Origin of the sequence: Branchiibius hedensis (assembly GCF_900108585.1) — a bacterium.
GTDB lineage: Bacteria > Actinomycetota > Actinomycetes > Actinomycetales > Dermatophilaceae > Branchiibius > Branchiibius hedensis.
On the sequence record NZ_UESZ01000001.1, the window covers coordinates 589049 to 607777 of the forward strand.

Here is an 18729-nt window from a genome sequence, read left to right on the forward strand (position 1 = left end):
CTCAGCCCCTCACGTGGAAGATGTGGACAGGCGTGGTGGCAGGCCCGAGTCTGACGAAATTCTCTGCCCGCCAGTCGTATTCGATGCCCGACAGCAGATCGCGGGCCGTGAATCGATCCCCGGGCTGCAGACCGAGCGCCGGCATGTCCAGTCGCACGGTGGATTCCCGGGTGGCGTGCGGATCAAACGAGGCGATCACCAGGATCACGTCGTCACCGCGCTTCTTGGAATAGGCCAGCATGGTCTCGTCGTCGACGTGGTGGAAGCGCAGGTTACGCAACCAGTGCAGCGCCGGGTGCTCGTGTCGGATCTTGTTCAGCAAACCCAGGAACTGGGCGAGCGACTGCCCCTCTTTGGGGCCGCCCAACTCGTAGTCCGACCAGCGCCGATCCTTGTACTGGTACTTCTCGTTGTCGATCTGCTCCTCTGCACCGGGGCGGGGCACGTCCTCGATGAGTTCGTAACCGGTGTAGATGCCGTAGGTGGGGGACAGGGTGCCCGCGATCGCCGCGCGCATCGTCCACCCGGTCGGTCCGGCGAATTGCATGTACGGCGTGAGGATGTCGTGCGTCGTCGGCCAGAACGAGGGGCGCATGTAGTGCGCCGACTCGGTAGCCAGCGACTCGCAGTACTCCCGCATCGTTGCCGGCTCGTTGCGCCAGGTGAAGTAGGTGTAGCTCTGCTGGAAGCCGATCTTGCCCAGGGTGTGCATCATCGCGGGCCGGGTGAAAGCTTCTGCCAGCCAAATGATTTCGGGGTGATCCTGGGCCACATCGGCGATGAGCCACTGCCAGAAATCCAACGGCTTCGTGTGCGGGTTGTCCACCCGGAACAGGGTGACGCCGTGGTCGATCCAGACCTGGACGACATCGCGCACTGCGCGGTAGATCCCCTCCGGGTCGTTGTCGAAGTTCAGAGGGTAGATGTCCTGGTATTTCTTCGGCGGGTTCTCCGCGTAAGCGATGGTGCCGTCGGCGCGGGTCGTGAACCACTCCGGGTGTTCGCTGACCCACGGGTGGTCCGGCGCGCACTGCAAGGCGAGGTCCAGGGCGACCTCCAGGTTCAACTCGCGGGCATGGGCCACGAAGGCGTCGAAGTCCTCGAAGGTACCCAGATCGGGATGGATCGCATCGTGACCACCGTCCTTGCTCCCGATGGCGTACGGCGACCCCGGGTCGAGCGGCCCGGCGTCGAGGGTGTTGTTCGGGCCTTTGCGGTTGACCTCGCCGATCGGGTGGATCGGGGTCAGGTAGACGACGTCGAATCCCATCGCGGCGATGGCGTCCAGTCGCTGCGCGGCGGTGCGCAAGGTGCCCGAAACCCAGTGGCCGTCCTCGTCGAGATGCGCACCCTCTGAGCGGGGGAAGATCTCGTACCACGCTCCGGTCAGGGCTAGTTCGCGCTCCACTAGCCACGGGTAGTCCGGCGTACCCGTGACGAATTCGCGCAACGGGTGTGTCGCGTGCACGGCTTCCACCGATTCACCCGTGCCGCCCGCGAGACGGTCAGCCACCGACAGCGTCTGGTCGCGCAGGGTGGCCGCTCCCGCCGTGAGCGTGGATCGATCGGCATCGGTGACGGTCGCGTCCTTCGCCCAACGATCCAGCACCAGCGCGCCCTCGGCGAGCATCAGGTCGACGTCGACGCCGGCGTCGATCTTGATGATCGCGTCGTGCCGCCACGTGGCGTACGGGTCGGACCAGCCTTCGACACGAAGTGTCCACATACCGGGCGTTGCAGCGCTCACCACGCATTCCCAGGCATCCAGCCCGCGGTTGACGCACGTCATCGGCAACAGCGTGGTTGCACCCGACGGATCCGTGAGGGCAACGGAGGCGTTCACCGCATCGTGCCCCTCGCGGAACACCGTTGCGGTGACGGTGAATTCCTCGTCAACCACCGATTTGGTGGGAAAGGCACCACCATCGACGAGCGGGCCCACTCCGAGCGCGGGGATACGACCGACCTGCAGGGATTGGCTCACGCTCCGACGCTACAAGGTTGCGCCGGAGCGTGCACGGTGGCGGCCACGCCTACTGGGTGATCGCCGGTGTGTGCCAGATGCGGTCGATGTAATCGACCATCGAACGGTCCGAGGAAAAGAAGCCGGAGCGAGCCACGTTGAGGATCGCCTTGCGGGACCAGTCGTCCGGATCGGCGTACGCCGCCTCCACCCGTTGCTGGGCCTCCAGGTACGCCGCGTAGTCCGCCAGCGCCAAGAACCGGTCCTCACCGAGCAAGTTGGAAATCACCGGCTCGAACCGGTTGCGGTCCCCGTCGGAGAAGTGGCCCGAGGCGATCAGGTCGATGGTCGCCTTCAACTGCGGGTTGTTCTCGTAGACCGAAACGGGCGAGTAGCCCTCGGCGATGGTTGCTTCGACCTCCGGTTCGAGCATCCCGAAGAGGAAGAAGTTGTCGTCGCCCACCAACTGGCGGATCTCGACGTTCGCTCCATCATCGGTGCCGATCGTCAACGCGCCGTTCAGGGCGAACTTCATGTTGCCGGTTCCGGAGGCCTCCTTGCCCGCCAGTGAGATCTGCTCGGACAGGTCGGCGGCCGGAATCAACCGCTCGGCGAGGGTCACGTTGTAGTTGGCCGGGAACGCCACAGTCAGGCGACCCTGCACCTGCGGATCATTGTTGACGGTCTTACCGACCGCGTTGATCAACGCGATGATCTCCTTGGCGATGCGGTAGCCCGGCGCCGCCTTCGCGCCGAAGAGGAAGGCCCGCGGCATGACGTCCTCGACGGCGACCTTGCCGCTGAGGATCTGCTCGTAGAGCGTCACGATGTGCAGCAGCTTCAGCGTCTGGCGCTTGTATTCGTGCAACCGCTTGACCATGACGTCGTACATCACATCGGTAGGCAACGTGATGTTGTCGCGGGTCGAGAGCACCTGTGCCAGCGTTTGTTTGTTGGCCGCCTTCACCTGCCGGAACTTCTCACGGAACGCCGGGTCGTCGGCGTGCGGCTCCAGTTCCCGTAGCCGCTCCAGGTCGGTCACCCAGCCCTCGTCGCCAAGGGTCTGCGTGATCAGATCCGACAGACCGGGGTTGGACAGGCGGATGAAGCGGCGCGGTGTGATGCCATTGGTCACGTTGGTGAATTTGTCCGGCCAGTAGGCACTGAAATCCGGAAGAACCTTGTCCCGCAACAATTCTGAGTGCAACGCCGCGACGCCGTTGACCTTCGATCCCGCGATCGTCGCCAGGTAGGCCATTCGCACGGAGCGCTCGGGGTGGTCGGTGATGATCGACATCCGGCGCAGTTTGATCTCGTCACCCGGGTACGCTGCGCGCACCTCGTCGAGGAAGATCTCGTTGATCTTGTAGATGATCTCCAGGTGGCGCGGCAGCAGCTTGCCCAGCAGTTCGACCGACCACACTTCGAGCGCCTCGGGCAACAGCGTGTGGCAGGTGTAGGCAAAGCACTTCTGGGTGATGGCCCAGGCGTCGTCCCACTCCATGCCCTTCTCGTCCACCAGCAGCCGCATGAGTTCGGGAATGGCGATGACCGGGTGAGTGTCGTTGAGCTGGAAGATGACTCGGTCGGGCAGGTTGGCCAGATCGAAGTACTTCGGCAGGACATTCTCCAGCTGGTCGCGCAGCGAGCACGCCACGAAGAAGTACTGCTGCTGCAGCCGCAGTTCCTTGCCCTGCGGGGTGGAGTCCTCGGGGTAGAGCACCTTGGAGATGTTCTCGGCGAACGTCTGTGCGCGCACTGCCTCGACATAGTCCCCGGCGTTGAAGATCCGCAGGTCGAACGCCCGCGTCGCCCGTGCGCTCCACAGCCGCAGCGTGTTGACCCGGCCGTTGCGGTAGCCGGGGACCATGTAGTTGTAGGGCACGCCCTGCACGTCCCACGCCGGCAGCCACCGGGTGCGCTCACGGCCCCGGTCGTCGGTGTAGGTCTCGGTGCTGCCGCCGAAGTGCACGGTGACCGCGTGCTCCGGGTGCGGGAATTCCCACGGGTTCCCCAGCGCCAACCAGCGGTCGGAGTGTTCGACCTGCCAGCCGTCCTCGAACTCCTGACGGAAGATGCCGTATTCGTACCGGATCCCGTACCCGATGCAGGGCACACTCATCGTCGCCAGCGAGTCCACGAAACAGGCCGCCAGGCGACCCAGGCCACCGTTACCCAGGCCGGGTTCGGTCTCCTGGGCCCGTAGGCGGTCCAACGACAGACCGAGGGCGTCCAGACCCTCCTCGACCACGTCGGTCATCCCCGTCGCCAGCAGCGCATTGTCCAACTGGCGGCCCAGGAGGTACTCGGCGGACAGGTAGGCCACGGACTTGGCCTGCTCTTCGTACTGCCGGGCGAGGGTCTTCATCCACCGGGCCTGCAGATTCTGCCGGACCGCCTTGCTCAACGCGATGTACTGGTCGTTGCGCGAACTGCGGGCCAGGCTGACGCCACGACCGAAGTTCAGTTCGTCCATGAACCCGTTGATGAATTCATCGACCGTGTGGATCGGCGCGTCCTTGTCGTACGGCGAGAGGCCCCCGGGGCTGGTCGGCCGGGGAGAGGGGTAGCTGGACTGTGGCTTTGCATCGGTCACGGCTAAAACGCTAACGACAATCAGCCCCCGGTGGGCACCCGCAACCAAGATCCGTCTCATGTGGCGTACGCCACACCGGACCTTCGACCGGCTGCAGTGCATCAAAACGGACCGCGGCAGAGCCGGTCGAAGGTGCTGGTCAGGCGCGCAGCGCCGTGTCAGGGAGGTCCACCGCACCGCATACGATGGCGCGGTGCTGATGCCCCTGACGATCGTGCTGTTCGCGCTGCTCGGCGCGCTCGCGGCGTACGTCGGGTACCTCACCGTGCGCGGTCGGCCGATGGACGACCCGACCCTGTATGTGGCCCTCGCCACCGAGCTGGTACTACTGGTCCAACTGGTCGTGGGCATCCTGCGATCCGGGGACGGTGCTGCCAGCATGTCGCGCCCGGTGTTCATCGCGTACCTGGTGGGGTTGGTCTTCGTCCTCCCGGTCGCAGGGGCGTGGGCCATCGCGGAACGCACGACCCGCTGGGGGACCGGAGTCTTGCTGGTTGGGGTGCTCGGCCTGCTGGTGATGGTGGTGCGACTGGTGCAGTTGTGGAACGGAGCAGCCTAAGTGGCAGGCAAGACATCCCAGGGATTCGGACGGGTCCTCATTGCGATCTACGCGCTGCTCGCGCTCGCGGCGACCGGCCGCTCGGTGCTGCAGCTGACCACGGAGTTCCACAAAGCACCGCTGGCCTACCTGCTCTCGGCGGTGGCCGCCGTGATCTACCTGGTGGCGACCGTGGCGCTCGTGCGTGGTGACCGCACGTCGGTGCGGGTGGCACGGGTGACCATCACCATCGAGTTGATCGGTGTGCTCGCGGTGGGTCTGTGGAGTTACCTCGACAAGGCCGCCTTCCCCGACAAAACCGTCTGGTCGCACTTCGGCCAGGGATACGGCTATCTGCCGTTGGTGCTGCCGATCGTCGGTCTGTGGTGGCTGGCGCGGACGGCTCCGCTCTCAGCGGACTCCCGCGAAGACGGCGAATGAGGCTGCGGCCGCTTTGTAGGCATCGCCAGGAGCCAGACTGAGGTCGGGCACCCACGACGGGTGCTCCGCGGTGCTGCTCCACAGCAGTTCCCAGGTCGCCACGCCATCGTGGGCCGGCACCGTCACCGCGCTGTCGACAGAGGCGCCGTGCAGGACGAACAGCAGCGTCGTGTCGTCGATGGGCGAGCCGTCGAAGATCGCCTGCACGGTCGAGGTCTGTGGTGACTGCCAGTGCGCGGAGTCCATGAACCCACCATCGGCGTTGCACCACCGCAGTGACACCTCCGACAGATCACCGGAGGGAACATCGGGGGTGAAGAACCCTCGCCGGCGCAGCACCGGGTGCGCCTGACGTAGCGCGATCAGGAATCCCGTCGTGTCGATCAGGTCGTCCTGGGTGTAGTCCAAATCCCAGTTGTACCAGGCGATTTCGTTGTTCTGACAGTACGCGTTGTTGTTGCCGCGTTGACTGCGTTCCAGTTCGTCGCCGCCCAGCAGCATCGGCGTCCCACCCGATAACAGCAGGGTCGCCAACAGGTTGCGGATCGCTCGTCGCCGCAGGGTCTGGATCGGTTCGTCGCCGAATTCCCAGCCCTCGACCCCGAAGTTCCAGGACCGGTTGTTGTCGGTGCCGTCCCGGTTGCCCTCGGCGTTGGCGCCGTTGTGTTTGTGGTTGTACGCGGTGAGATCGGCCATCGTGAAGCCGTCGTGGGCGGTCACGTAGTTGATCGCCGCCTGCGGGCTGCGGTGCCCGAACAGGTCCGGTGAGCCGGCGATGCGAGCGCCGAGATCGGCCAGGGCGTGCCGGGGATGGCCAGCGTGATCGGCGGCCAGATCGCCCAGCCAGAAGTTGCGGACCGTGTCCCGGAAGCGGTCGTTCCAGTCTCCGAACGGCGGTGGGAACTGACCGGTGCGCCACCCGTGGGAGCCCAGGTCCCACGGCTCGGCGATCAGTTTGACGCCCGTCAGCACCGGATCGGTGCGCAAACCGACCAGGAACGGGTGGTCCGGGCTGAAGCCGTCGTCCTGACCCCGGCCCAGCGCAACAGCCAGGTCGAACCGGAAACCGTCGACGTGCATCTCACTGACCCAGTAGCGCAGCGAGTCCAACACCATGCGGACCGCGGTGGGGTGACGCATGTCGAGGGTATTGCCGCAGCCGGTCATGTCGACGTCGTGGCCGCGTTCGTCCAGGCGGTAGTAGTCGTGTCCGGCCAGCCCCCGCCAGGACAATGTCGCCCCGCTGGCGGCACCCTGCTCGCAGGTGTGGTTGTAGACGACATCGAGGATGACCTCGAAACCGGCGGCGTGCAGGAGTTTGACCATGCCCTTGAACTCATCGACGGCACCCTGCGGGTCGCCGGAACTGGCGTACGCCGCGTGCGGGGCGAAGAAGCCGAGAGTGTTGTATCCCCAGTAGTTTTCGAGCCCGACCTTGACCAAGTGCGGCTCTGAGGTGAAGGCGTGCACCGGCAGCAGTTCGATCGTGGTGACCCCCAGCCGGCGCAGGTGGGCGATCACGGAGGGGTGCGCCACCCCTGCGTAGGTGCCGCGCAGTTCCTCGGGTACCCCTGGATGGGTCATCGTCAGACCGCGCACGTGGGTTTCGTAGATCACCGTCTGGTCCCACGGCACCTGGGGCGGTCGATCATCGCCCCAGTCGAACTGGCTGTCGAGTACCACGCTGCGGGGGACGTACGGCGCGCTGTCGCGTTCATCGCGCTGGTATCCGTCACCGTCGAAGTAGGAACTGACCTGGTGGCCGAACACCTCCGGTTGCCACCGCACGGCACCTTCGAGAGCGCGCGCGTAAGGATCGACCAGCAACTTCTGTGGGTTGTACCGCTGCCCGGCCCACGGATCCCACGGCCCGGCCGCGCGCAGGCCGTACCGCTGGCCGGCCCGGATCCCGTCGACGAAACCCGCCCAGACGCCGCCGACGTACGGATCGAGGGCGATCCGGCGCTCGGCGCCCTGGTCGTCGAACAGGCACAGCCACACCTGCTCGGCCTGTCCTGCGTAGACGCTGAATTCGCAGCCGCTGTCGCGCAGGTGCGCGCCGAAGGCCGGGGGGAAGTCGACGGCGGGCCGCTGCATGGGGTTCAGCGTAGTTCTTAGCGCAGAGGCGGATTCGTGCATTTGCTCGCACGGTGGCGAGGCGGTCATGCCGCCGGTGCGGCCGGAATCTGTCGGCACGCTAGTTTTGGACTATGACTGATCCCACATCGCTGCCCAACTTCGCGCAGGCGGGGCCCCCGCAATCACCGGCGGCGCCCCCGCAGGCAGGTGGGTCGTTGCGCGAGAAGGCGCTGGCCGCCTTGGCCGCCGACAACATCCCCGCCCAGGTCGACGACGACGGGGACATCGTGTTCTCGCTGCAGGAGCAGCAGTTGCTCGTGCGCTGCATCGACAGCGAGCCGGGTCTGGCGCTGCTACGCATCTTCGGCCAGTGGCAGATCACCGAGGACCTACCCAGTGAGCCCGCCAAGCGTCTGAACGCCGCCAACGACGTGAACCTGGCCATCAACTTCGTCAAACTCGGCATCGCCGGGGACAACCTGATCGTCGCGGGGGACCACCTCGTCGGCCCGTACGACGACGTCGCCGAACTCATCAAGGGCACCTCGGGCATGCTGCTGCAGGCCGTCCAGGCGTGGCACCAGGCCGTTACCGGCGCAGGTCCGCACGTCGCAGAAGCCACCCCGGAGCAGTTGCAGGCCAGCGCCGACGCGCTCGCCGAGCAGGCCCGGGCCGCCCAACAGGGCGGGGAGTTCGCGTGACGGTGAGCTTCGGGGAGTTCGTCACCGTCGAGGTCGAGGACGCGATTGCCGTCATCCGCATCGATCGGCCGAAGATGAATGCGCTCAACGGCGCGATTCGTGACGGTCTGCGCGACGCGGCCCGCTCGGTGTCCGCCGACGAGCAGGTACGGGCCGCGATCGTGTGGGGCGGGGAGCGGGTCTTTGCTGCCGGCGCCGACATCAAGGAGATGGAGCAGTACGGCTACGCCGAGATCGTCCTGTGGGGACGGCAGTTGCAGGACGCCTTCCGCGAACTGGCCGCGATCCCGAAGCCCACCGTGGCCGCGGTCGAGGGGTATGCGCTCGGCGGTGGGATGGAACTGTCGATGACCTGCGATTTCCGGATCGCCGCCGACAACGCCACCTTCGGTCAACCGGAGATCCTGCTCGGGATCATCCCCGGCGCCGGCGGCACCCAGCGACTTGCCCGGTTGGTCGGTCCGGCCAAGGCCAAGGATCTGGTCTACTCGGGCCGGTTCGTCCCGGCGCAGGAGGCGTTGGCGATCGGTCTGGTCGACGAACTGGTCGAGCCCGGCACCGTCCTGGCCGCCGCGAAAGCCAAGCTCGCGCCGTACGTCAATGGTCCCGCTCTGGCGTTGCGCGCCGCGAAGGAAGCGATCGATCGAGGTCTGGACGTCGACCTGGACACCGGTCTGGCGATCGAGACGGCGTTGTTCGCCGGATTGTTCGGCAGTGACGACCAGCGGTCGGGGATGGCATCATTCGTGGCCAACGGACCGGGTAAAGCCACGTTCACCGGACGCTGAGCGTCCTTAGCGAAGGAACGACCATGAACGACGCAGCCGCTGCCGAACAGCCGTTGTCCACCGGCGCCGCCAAGGACAGCCGGGCGATCGCCCTGGCGTTGTTGGTCGCCGGCCTGCTGGGCACCTTCCTCACACTGTGGGGTTGGACCGGTATCCGCAAGAACGCCGTCACCTGGTGGGATCAGTACACGACCGCCGGGATGTCGCCCTGGGTTCCGTTCGGAGTCGGTCTGGCACTGGTGCTGCTGGCCGCCATCGCCGACGCGATCCTGGGTCGCCGTTCCGATGTGTTCCAGGTCGCCGAGGGTGCGCAGCCGACTACCTTCCAGACGTTGGCCAACCGACTGGCGCCCTGGCTGCTGGTGCTGATCACCGCCGTCGGAATCCTGCTGATCTGGTTGCGCTACCACTGAGCGGGAGCGACACCGCCGGCTCCACTACTGGCGGGTAACATAGAACCGACGTGCGGTGCCCCAGAACTCCGCACGACTGCCATCACTACGTACAGGAGAGGCCGAGCGACACATGAACATCGTCGTCTGTGTCAAGTACGTGCCCGACGCCCAAGGGGCGCGCACGTTCACCGAAGACAACACCACCGACCGCGAGAACGTCGACGGTCTGCTGTCCGAACTCGATGAGTACGCCGTCGAGGAAGCACTGAAGTTGGTCGAAGCGAGCGAGGGTGAGGTCACCGTCCTGACCGTCGGCCCCGACGGCGCCGCCGAAGCGATCAAGAAGAGCCTGCAGATGGGCGCCGACAAGGGCGTGCACGTGCTGGACGACGCGATCGCCGGTTCGGATGCCCCGGCAACCTCCCTGGTGCTCGCGGAGGCGATCAAGAAGATCGGCACCCCGGACGTCGTCCTGACCGGTCTGGCGTCCACCGACGGCACGATGAGTGTTGTGCCGGCGATGCTCGCCGAGCGGCTGGGTCTGCCCCAGGTCACCCAGGTCTCCCAGTTGGAGGTGTCCGGCACCAGCGTGACCGGCCGCCGCGACAGCGACAGCGCCTCGGAGACCATCGAAGCCACCCTGCCGGCGCTGATCGGGGTCACCGACCAGATCAACGAACCGCGCTACCCCTCCTTCAAGGGGATCATGGCCGCCAAGAAGAAGCCGGTCGAGACGTGGTCGCTGGCCGACCTGGGTCTGGACGCCGCCGCGGTCGGTCTGTCCAGCGCCTGGACCACGGTCGACTCCTTCGCGCAGCGTCCGCCGCGTGAGCAGGGCGAGATCGTCAAGGACGAGGGTGACGGCGGCGTGAAGCTGGCCGAATTCCTGTCCGCCAAGAAGTTCGTCTGACCGGCCCTGCGAGACAAGGAGATCCACCATGGCTGAAGTACTCGTGCTGGTCGACCACACCGACGGCACCGTCAAGAAGACCACCGCCGAACTGCTGACGATTGCCCGGCAGATCGGCACCCCGTCCGCCGTGTTCGTCGGCAGCAACGTCGAGGCCGCCCGTCCGCGGCTGGCCCAGTTCGGCGCCGAGAAGGTGTACGTCGTGGACAACCCCGACGTCACCGGTTACCTCGTCGCCCCGTTGGCCGAAGCGTTGGCCGCCGTGGTCGCGCAGGCGTCCCCGGCCGCCGTACTCATCCCGTCCTCGGGCACCAACAAGGAAGCGGCCGCGCGCCTGGCGATCAAGACCGACTCCGGTCTGATCACCGACGCCACCGCCGTGTCGGTGACCGACGGCAAGATCGTGACCACCCAGTCCGCCTTCGCCGGTGGGTTCACCGTGCAGGCGCAGGTCACGAAGGGTACGCCGATCATCACCGTGAAGCCGAACGTCGCTCCGCCGCAGGCCAGCCAGGCCTCCGCGACGGTGGTGCCGGTCGAGCTGACCGTCTCCGACGCCGCCAAGGGCACCAAGATCGTCAAGGTCGAGCCGAAGGCGAAGTCGGGTCGCCCCGAACTGACCGAGGCAGCGATCGTGGTCTCCGGTGGCCGTGGCACCGGCGGTGACTTCGGTCCCGTCGAGGCGTTCGCCGACGTGCTGGGCGCTGCTGTCGGTGCCTCCCGCGCCGCCGTCGACGCCGGCTGGTACCCGCACAGCAACCAGGTCGGTCAGACCGGCAAGCAGGTCTCGCCGCAGCTGTACGTCGCGGCGGGCATCTCCGGTGCGATCCAGCACCGCGCCGGCATGCAGACGTCCAAGACGATCGTCGCCATCAACAAGGACGACGAGGCGCCGATCTTCGAACTGGTCGACTTCGGTGTCGTTGGCGACCTGTTCGACGTGTTGCCGCAGGCGACCGAGAAGGTCAAGGAAGCCAAGGGCTGAGCAACTCGCTCGAGAACCTCGCCGCGGCCGGTCAGCCCTTCGTGGGTTGGCCGGCCGTTGCGGTGCTGGCCGCAGGGCTGGCGCTGGTGCTGGTCGCTACGGTGTGGCCGGTCCAGGCGGCACCGACCGTCCGGCTGGTGGGATCCTTGACGTAGACCAAGGTCCAGGAGTTCATGGCGCTGCCGCGGGGCAGCCAGAAGATCAGGTTGTAGGTCTTTTCCTGCCCGGCCGGCACCAGATCGCTGGAGAGGGTCTCCCCGGTGCTGCCCAGTTCGCCGTACCGGCACAACATGCCGTGCGAGTCGATGAGCTGGAACTGGCCGCGTTCGACGAATCCCACGGACCCCTGCGCGGCGACCGTGACCGTGATCTCCACGCCGTCGACGTCACTGGGTTGCCGGTCGCTGGGCGGCAGATCCACCATCACCGGGGCCCGCGGGTCGAGTGTGACCGTGATCGCGTCGGCGCCGGCGCGCTGCGCTGTGCCGAACGGTTTGCGGGTGACCTTCGCGACGTCGTACGTCGATTTCTTGCCGTCGCACCCGGATGCGGCGGTGGCCGACGGGGTCGGGGCATCCGCGGCCCACTGGGCGTTGGCGACCTTCCCGCCGGCCTGATCGGTGTACATCACGGAGTACGTCGTGAGGTCGGTCCCGTGCGGCACGAGGAAGGCGACCTCGCCGGAACCGGGGTGGCTCTCGTCGACCTGCATGATCGCGAACGAACTACTGAGCGGATTGGTCGCCGGCTGCGGACAGCGTTGACCGGCCGGTGACACCAGCACGAACGAGGCCGGCGACACCGCGAAGATGCCGTTCGTGCGCACTTGGACGTTGACCGGCACACTGGCCAGATCCCAGCCCGCGACCCCGCTCGGGGTCGTGCTCACCGTGGGTTGCCCGACCTGGCCGGCCAGGGCGTGGGTGGATTCGAGGTCGGCCGCGGTCGAGTAGGCGGTTGGCTGCCCCCGAAGGGTGGGCGCGGCGCCGGCCGCGCACGCCGGTGCCGCGGTGGATGTGGAGGTGGAGGTCGGCTGGGTCGAGCTCGACGACTGGGCGCTGCTTCCGCTGCACGCTGTGACCAGCGCGGCCAGGGCTGTCGCGCTCACGATGGATGTGGCCCATCGCGCGCGCCCGGTTCCCGTCCCCATGTCCCGGTCAGTGTCGCAAAGCTCGCTGTGCACACGCGCACCCGTCCGGGGGAGCGTTGAGCGGTCAACCACTCTCGCGATGACGCCTACACTGTTTTGGTTATGAATGTGTCCGCGGTGTACCTCGATCACGCGGCGACCACCCCGATGCGCGAGCCGGTCGCGGCGGCCGTCGCCGATCAGTTCCGCATCCCCGGCAACCCGTCCTCCTTGCACACTGCGGGCCGCGCGGCTCGGCGCGTCGTGGAGGAGGCCCGCGAGCAGATCGCGGCCGGGCTGGGCGCTCGGCCCTCCGAAGTGGTGTTCACCAGCGGGGGAACCGAAGCAGACAACCTGGCGGTGATCGGCACGTTCGAGGCGCGTCGGTCAGCCGATCCACGGCGTACCCGGTTGATCGTCGGAGCCACCGAACACCACGCGGTCCTGGACGCCGTCGAATACCTGGTCACCCAGCACGGTGCGCTCGTGGACTGGATCGAGGTCGACGGACAGGGCCGGCACGATCCGGACACCGTCGCCGAACTGATCCAGCGCAACCCCAAGGACGTCGCGCTGGTCTCGATGATGTGGGCCAACAATGAAGTGGGCACCGTCCAACCGGTCGCCGAGGTCGCCGCGATCGCGCACTCGGTCGGTGTCCCGTTCCACACCGACGCGGTGCAGGCGGCCGGACAGTTGCCCGTCGACTTTGCTGCCAGCGGGGCTGACCTGATGGCCATCGCCGCCCACAAGCTCGGCGGTCCGACCGGAGTCGGTGCGCTCATCGCGCGACGCGACGCGGTCTTGCAACCCGGCACCTTCGGGGGCGGGCAGGAACGCGGCCTGCGCAGTGGGACCCTCGACGTGGCCGGGATCCGCGGCTTCGGGGTAGCGGTCGCCGAGACGGTCGCCACCTTGGACACCCACCGCAAGCACCTGGTCGGACTACGCGATCGCCTCATCGAGGAGGCTCTGGGGCTGGATCTCGGGATCGAGGTCAGCGGCAGGCACGTGGTCGGTGACGCCGACCACCGCTTGGCGGGCAACGCCCACCTGCGCGTGCCCGGCTGCGACGGCGACTCGCTGCTGTATCTGCTGGACGCTGCCGGGGTCCAGTGCTCCACCGGTTCGGCCTGCCAGGCGGGCGTGCCGCGGCCCAGTCACGTGCTGCTGGCGATGGGTATCCCGGAAAGCGGTGCGCGCGGTGCGTTGCGGCTGACCCTCGGCCACACCTCGACCGACGCCGACGTCGACCGCTTCCTGGAAGTGCTGCCGTCCTGCGTCGAGCGGGCCCAACGAGCAGGACAGGTCGCCTGATGCGCGTTGTGGCCGCCATGAGCGGGGGAGTGGACTCGGCGGTCGCCGCCGCCCGGATGCTGGATGCCGGACACGAGGTCGTGGGCGTGCACCTGGCGCTGTCGCAGTCGGCGGCGACGCTGCGCGAATCCGCCCGTGGCTGCTGCACCATCGAGGACGCCGGGGACGCCCGCCGGGTCGCCGACATGCTGGGCATCCCGTTCTATGTGTGGGACATGGCGGCGCGCTTCCGGGAAGACGTCATGGAGGACTTCGTCGCCGAGTACGCCGCTGGCCGCACTCCGAACCCGTGCCTGCGGTGCAACGAGCGGATCAAGTTCGCGGCCCTGCTGGACAAGGCACTGGCCCTCGGTTTCGACGCCGTCGCCACCGGCCACTATGCGCAGATCGTCGAGGGACCGAACGGCCGCGAGTTGCACCGCGCCGTGGACATGGCCAAGGACCAGAGCTACGTGCTCGGCGTGCTGGACGCCGACCAGTTGGCCCGCTCGTTCTTCCCGCTGGGGGACACCATCAAGCCGGACATCCGGGCGGAGGCCGAGCGGCGGGGCTTCTACATCGCCCGCAAGCCCGATAGCCACGACATCTGTTTCATCCCCGACGGCGACACCGCCGGTTTCCTCGCGAAGCGGCTGGGCTCGGAGCCCGGGCCCATCGTCGACGACTCCGGTGCCGTCGTCGGCCAGCACGAGGGTGCCTTCGCCTACACCGTCGGGCAGCGCCGCGGGTTGGGGTTGAAGCAGCCGCGAGCCGACGGCGCTCGCCGCTACGTCGTGGACGTGCAGGTCGCCAGCAACACCGTCGTGGTCGGCACCGAGGACCTGCTGGGTGTCGACGTCATCGACGGTGACCACCTGCGCTGGTGCGGACCGTCGCCCGTTGGCGAGATCCGGGTGGGCGCCCAGTTGCGGGCGCACGGCGAAGAGTTCCCCGCCCTGGCCACCGTCGACGGTGAGCAGGTTCGCGTCGTCTTGGATCGGCGTACTCGCGGGGTGGCCACCGGTCAGTCCGTGGTTCTTTACGACGGCACCCGGGTCGTCGGCTCGGCCACCATCAGCGCCACCGGCCGCTCGTGACGCTGCCCTCCGGTGTCGGGTCGTGGCCCGGCACCGACCCGGTGACTCCCGCCCGGCAGGTGCGGGATCTGTTGAGCGACAACGGGATTCCGTATCTGGTCGAGTTGCCCGACCGTGGGCCCGGCGCCGACATGATCGGCCGCACCGCCGCCGCCCTGGTTGACCTCGAGGTGGACCTGCAGCCGTCCGGGTGGCGTCTGGCGCCGGCGGCCGATCGCAACGTTCGTCGCGGGCGCGCCTTCCTGCGCGATGACCTGGAAGTGCTCGCCGAGACGTACGACGGGTGGCAGGGTCCGCTGAAGGTGGCACTGACCGGGCCCTGGACCCTGGCTGCGTCGCTCTGGCTGCCGCGCGGCGAACGAGTCGTCACCGATGCCGGCGCGTGCCGTGACCTGGTCCAGTCCCTGGCCGAGGCGGTCCGGGTCCTGGCTGGCCAGGTGCGGGCCGCCGTACCCGGTGCGCAGGTCATCCTCCAACTCGACGAGCCGGGTCTGCCTGCAGTGCTGGCGGGGTCGCTGCGTTCGGCGTCAGGGTTGAACCAGGTGCGGCCGGTCGACCTGCCGATCGTTCGTGACGGACTGGCCACGGTGCGCGAGGCTCACGACGGACGAGTCGTCGTGCACTGCTGCGCCCCGAAAGTCCCCACGGCGTTGCTGCGCTCGGTCGATACCGAGATCAGCCTCGATACCTCGTTGTTGTCCCCGGCGGCCTGGGAGGGTGTCGCCGAACTCATCGAGTCCGGGCGCACGCTGTGGGCCGGAGCCATCCCGACCGACGCGGTTGGCACGCATCCGGGTGCGTTCGTCGACGCCCTGACTGATGCCTGGCATCGGGTCGGCCTGCCGGACGCTGCGTTGGCCGACCTGGTCGTGACTCCCGCCTGCGGTCTGGCGACCCGGCGGGAGGCAGCTCGGATCCAGCGGCTGGCCGTGGACGCCGCATCGGCGCTGGCCGAACGGGCGGCTGCCTGACGGCGTTGTCGGTGCTCTGCGGCACGATGGTCCGGTGAGCGAGCGCACCGACAGTCCCATCGAAACCGCGGCTGGGATGGATGTCGACGAGGACACCCGGCATGAATGGACCGATCTGGCGGAGAAGATCCGCGGCTACCAGTTCGAGTACTACCTGAAGGACGCGCCCACCGTCAGCGACGCGGAGTACGACGCGGACATGCGTCGCCTACAGGAACTGGAGGAAGCCCACCCGGCGCTGCGGACGCCGGACTCGCCGACCCAGCAGGTCGGCGGCACCTTCAGCACGGAGTTCGCCCCCGTCGAGCACCGCGAGCGGATGCTCAGCCTGGACAACGTCTTTTCGCTCGAGGAACTCGACGCCTGGCTGGAGCGGGCCGAGCGCGAGGCGCCGGGGGAGCCGAAGTGGTTGTGCGAGTTGAAGATTGATGGTCTGGCGGTCAACCTGACCTATGAGAACGGCCGGTTGACGCGGGGGGCCACGCGCGGCGACGGGCGCACCGGTGAGGACGTCACACTGAACGTCCGCACCATCAAGGGCGTGCCGCTGCAACTGGTCGGCGACAACGTGCCGCAGCTGGTCGAAGTGCGCGGCGAGGTGTTCTTCCCGGTGGCGGCGTTCGAGGAGTTGAACGCCTCGCTGGTCGAGCAGGGCAAACCGCCGTTCGCCAACCCCCGCAACAGCGCCGCGGGGTCCCTGCGGCAGAAAGATCCGAAGGTGACCGCATCGCGGCCCTTGCGGATGCTTGTGCACGGGATCGGCGCGCGGCGCGGGTTCGACATCGACAGCCAGTCGCACGCGTACGAGTTGTTGCACGGCTGGGGTCTGCCGACCTCCAGCCACACCAAGGTGCTCATCACCGCCGCCGAAGTGCGCGATTACGTCCAGTACTACGGGGAGCACCGGCACTCCGTCGAGCACGAGTTGGACGGCGTGGTGGTCAAGGTCGACCAGGTCGCGTTGCAGCGGGCCCTCGGCGCGACATCGCGGGCACCGCGCTGGGCGATTGCCTTCAAGTACCCGCCGGAGGAGGTCAACACCAAGCTGCTGGACATCCAGGTCAACGTCGGTCGCACCGGGCGGGTGACGCCGTTCGGGGTGATGCAGCCGGTGAAGGTGGCCGGGTCAACCGTGGAGATGGCCACGCTGCACAATGCGTTCGAGGTCGAGCGCAAAGGCGTGCTGATCGGCGACACCGTGGTCCTGCGCAAGGCCGGCGATGTGATCCCGGAGATCGTCGGGCCGGTCGTGGCCCTGCGGGACGGGTCGGAGCGGCCCTTCGTGATGCCGACGCATTGTCCGTCGTGCGGCACCGAGCTGGCCTACGAGAAGGACGGCGACAAGGACATCCGGTGCCCGAACGCCCGTAGCTGCCCCTCGCAGTTGCGCGAGCGGTTGTTCAGTCTGGCTGGTCGGGGTGCGTTCGACATCGAGGCGTTGGGTTGGGAGGGCGCGACGGCTCTGCTCGACAGCAAGGTGTTGGAGGACGAGTCGACCCTTTTCCGACTCTCCGCCGACGACCTGGCGCGGGTCCCGCTGTACACGCGGACGGCGAAGAAGACTGACGATCCCGCATCCGTGCGAGACGGGAAGGTGCTGTCCGCCAACGGGATCCGGTTGCTGGAGAACCTGCAGTCCGCCAAGGAGCAGCCGTTGTGGCGGGTTCTCGTCGCATTGTCCATCCGGCACGTCGGACCGACCGCGGCTCGGGCGTTGGCCACCCACTTCGGCTCGATGGACGCGATCCGGGCCGCCTCCGCGGAGGAGCTCGCCGGTGTCGACGGCGTGGGTGGGGTCATTGCCGATGCGGTGATCGAGTGGTTCACGGTCGACTGGCACGTCGCCATCGTCGACACCTGGGCAGCCGATGGGGTGCGGATGGCCGACGAGCGGGACGAGTCCGTGCCCCGCACCCTGGAGGGCCTGACTGTCGTGGTGAGCGGGTCGCTGGAAGCGTTCAGCCGCGACGAGGCCAAGGAAGCGATCATCGCTCGCGGTGGCAAAGCGGCCGGCTCGGTGAGTAAGAAGACTGACTTCGTCGTCATCGGGCCCGGAGCGGGGTCGAAGGCGACCAAAGCCGAGGAGCTCGGGGTTCCGATCCTGGATGAGGCCGGCTTCGTGAGTCTGCTGGAAGACGGCCCGCCGGCCGATCCTGCCGCAGAAGGACCGGAAGCCTAACCAGCGGCAGGTGCCGTCGAGGCTTCGCTCAGGGCGCCGTACGCCGCGACGATGACTCCGACGCACTCGTCCACCGTTAGCGTCGGGCCGTTGATCATCAGATGGTAGAGCGACCGGTCGGTGATGTCGCGCTCGTAGAGGTGCTGCATGTATTTCGCCCGTCCGCCATCGACCGATGCGATGTCCGAGCGAGCCTGCTCCTCGCTCACCGATGCAGTCCGCACCAGGTTGGCGACGCGGTCCTCGAACTCGCCGTACAGCCGTACGCGCAACACATCGGGCTGGTCCGCCAGGGCGGCGGCCCCGGCCCGGCCGAAGACCACGGCACCGGTCTTGATCGCCGAACGCATGATGTTCTCCGCCTGATCGCGGAACTCGTTCGGAGCGTGGCTGTACTGCTCGGTGTCACCGAAGACGGTGTCCGCGACCGGTGCGATCGCGGAGAAGAACCGGTCCGCCCAGCCGCCTTTGCGCTCACCGTGGTGCGCTTCGGCCTCGCTGACGTCGAGTGATCGCGCCACGTCGGCATCGATGGCCTTGTCCAACAGGGGTAGGCCCAGCTGCTGCGCCACCTTCGGTGCGACGAGGGCGCCACCCGCGCCGTACTCGGACGAAATGGTGATCCCAGGCATGAGCTAACTCCCATCGTCGGACTATGCAA

Annotated in this window: 16 protein-coding genes; 11 read left to right on the top strand and 5 right to left on the bottom strand. The window is 67.6% G+C overall.

Going from position 1 to position 18729, the window contains the following annotated elements; genetic code table 11:
- Window position 1 precedes the first annotated feature (1 nt).
- Window positions 2-1984, bottom strand: a complete 1983-nt coding sequence (locus DR843_RS02995) for an alpha-1,4-glucan--maltose-1-phosphate maltosyltransferase (protein ID WP_109684041.1) — start codon at window positions 1982-1984, stop codon at window positions 2-4.
- Between the two features lie 49 nt (window positions 1985-2033).
- Entirely contained in the window at window positions 2034-4559 is a 2526-nt protein-coding gene (locus DR843_RS03000; protein WP_425451540.1) for a glycogen/starch/alpha-glucan phosphorylase, read from the bottom strand.
- A gap of 193 nt (window positions 4560-4752) precedes the next feature.
- Here DR843_RS03000 and DR843_RS03005 point away from each other — a divergent pair, with 193 nt between their 5' ends.
- A complete protein-coding gene (locus DR843_RS03005; RefSeq protein ID WP_109684043.1) occupies window positions 4753-5118 on the top strand; it encodes a hypothetical protein in 366 nt (121 codons plus the stop codon).
- The gene (locus DR843_RS03010) at window positions 5119-5538 is read left to right on the top strand and encodes a hypothetical protein (protein WP_109684044.1); all 420 of its coding nucleotides are present in this window, start codon (window positions 5119-5121) and stop codon (window positions 5536-5538) included. It begins immediately after the preceding gene.
- Here DR843_RS03010 and glgX read toward each other — a convergent pair.
- Entirely contained in the window at window positions 5509-7635 is a 2127-nt protein-coding gene (gene glgX / locus DR843_RS03015; RefSeq protein WP_109684045.1) for a glycogen debranching protein GlgX, read from the bottom strand. The genes DR843_RS03010 and glgX overlap by 30 nt on opposite strands.
- Before the next feature lie 113 nt (window positions 7636-7748).
- On the opposite strand from glgX, the gene DR843_RS03020 reads away from it, so the two are divergent.
- From DR843_RS03020 to DR843_RS03040, 5 genes are all read left to right on the top strand, one after another.
- Window positions 7749-8318, top strand: a complete 570-nt coding sequence (locus tag DR843_RS03020) for a hypothetical protein (protein ID WP_109684046.1) — start codon at window positions 7749-7751, stop codon at window positions 8316-8318.
- Window positions 8315-9106 carry an enoyl-CoA hydratase/isomerase family protein gene (locus tag DR843_RS03025; RefSeq protein ID WP_245933963.1) on the top strand — a complete coding sequence of 264 codons (792 nt, stop codon included), beginning with the start codon at window positions 8315-8317 and terminating at the stop codon, window positions 9104-9106. Before DR843_RS03020 ends, DR843_RS03025 begins: the two co-directional genes overlap by 4 nt.
- A gap of 23 nt (window positions 9107-9129) precedes the next feature.
- The gene (locus tag DR843_RS03030; RefSeq protein ID WP_109684047.1) at window positions 9130-9519 is read left to right on the top strand and encodes a hypothetical protein; all 390 of its coding nucleotides are present in this window, start codon (window positions 9130-9132) and stop codon (window positions 9517-9519) included.
- 112 nt (window positions 9520-9631) lie between these two features.
- Complete coding sequence (locus tag DR843_RS03035; RefSeq protein WP_109684048.1) at window positions 9632-10411, top strand: electron transfer flavoprotein subunit beta/FixA family protein; 780 nt, start codon at window positions 9632-9634, stop codon at window positions 10409-10411.
- Window positions 10412-10439: 28 nt separating this feature from the next.
- Window positions 10440-11396 carry an electron transfer flavoprotein subunit alpha/FixB family protein gene (locus DR843_RS03040; protein WP_109684049.1) on the top strand — a complete coding sequence of 319 codons (957 nt, stop codon included), beginning with the start codon at window positions 10440-10442 and terminating at the stop codon, window positions 11394-11396.
- Between the two features lie 31 nt (window positions 11397-11427).
- On the opposite strand, the gene DR843_RS03045 is transcribed toward DR843_RS03040, so the two are convergent.
- Window positions 11428-12504, bottom strand: a complete 1077-nt coding sequence (locus tag DR843_RS03045) for a hypothetical protein (RefSeq protein ID WP_109684050.1) — start codon at window positions 12502-12504, stop codon at window positions 11428-11430.
- A 144-nt stretch (window positions 12505-12648) separates the two neighbouring features.
- Here DR843_RS03045 and DR843_RS03050 point away from each other — a divergent pair, with 144 nt between their 5' ends.
- From DR843_RS03050 to ligA, 4 genes are all read left to right on the top strand, one after another.
- Complete coding sequence (locus DR843_RS03050; RefSeq protein ID WP_109684051.1) at window positions 12649-13842, top strand: cysteine desulfurase family protein; 1194 nt, start codon at window positions 12649-12651, stop codon at window positions 13840-13842.
- A complete protein-coding gene (gene mnmA / locus DR843_RS03055; protein ID WP_109684052.1) occupies window positions 13842-14918 on the top strand; it encodes a tRNA 2-thiouridine(34) synthase MnmA in 1077 nt (358 codons plus the stop codon). Before DR843_RS03050 ends, mnmA begins: the two co-directional genes overlap by 1 nt.
- Complete coding sequence (locus tag DR843_RS03060) at window positions 14915-15889, top strand: uroporphyrinogen decarboxylase/cobalamine-independent methonine synthase family protein (RefSeq protein ID WP_109684053.1); 975 nt, start codon at window positions 14915-14917, stop codon at window positions 15887-15889. Before mnmA ends, DR843_RS03060 begins: the two co-directional genes overlap by 4 nt.
- Window positions 15890-15965: 76 nt before the next feature.
- On the top strand, window positions 15966-18068 hold the full coding sequence (gene ligA / locus DR843_RS03065) for an NAD-dependent DNA ligase LigA (protein ID WP_109688365.1): 2103 nt from the start codon (window positions 15966-15968) through the stop codon (window positions 18066-18068).
- On the opposite strand, the gene DR843_RS03070 is transcribed toward ligA, so the two are convergent.
- On the bottom strand, window positions 18065-18700 hold the full coding sequence (locus DR843_RS03070; RefSeq protein ID WP_109684054.1) for a cytidylate kinase-like family protein: 636 nt from the start codon (window positions 18698-18700) through the stop codon (window positions 18065-18067). The two genes, ligA and DR843_RS03070, sit on opposite strands and share 4 nt — an antisense overlap.
- Window positions 18701-18729 lie beyond the last annotated feature (29 nt).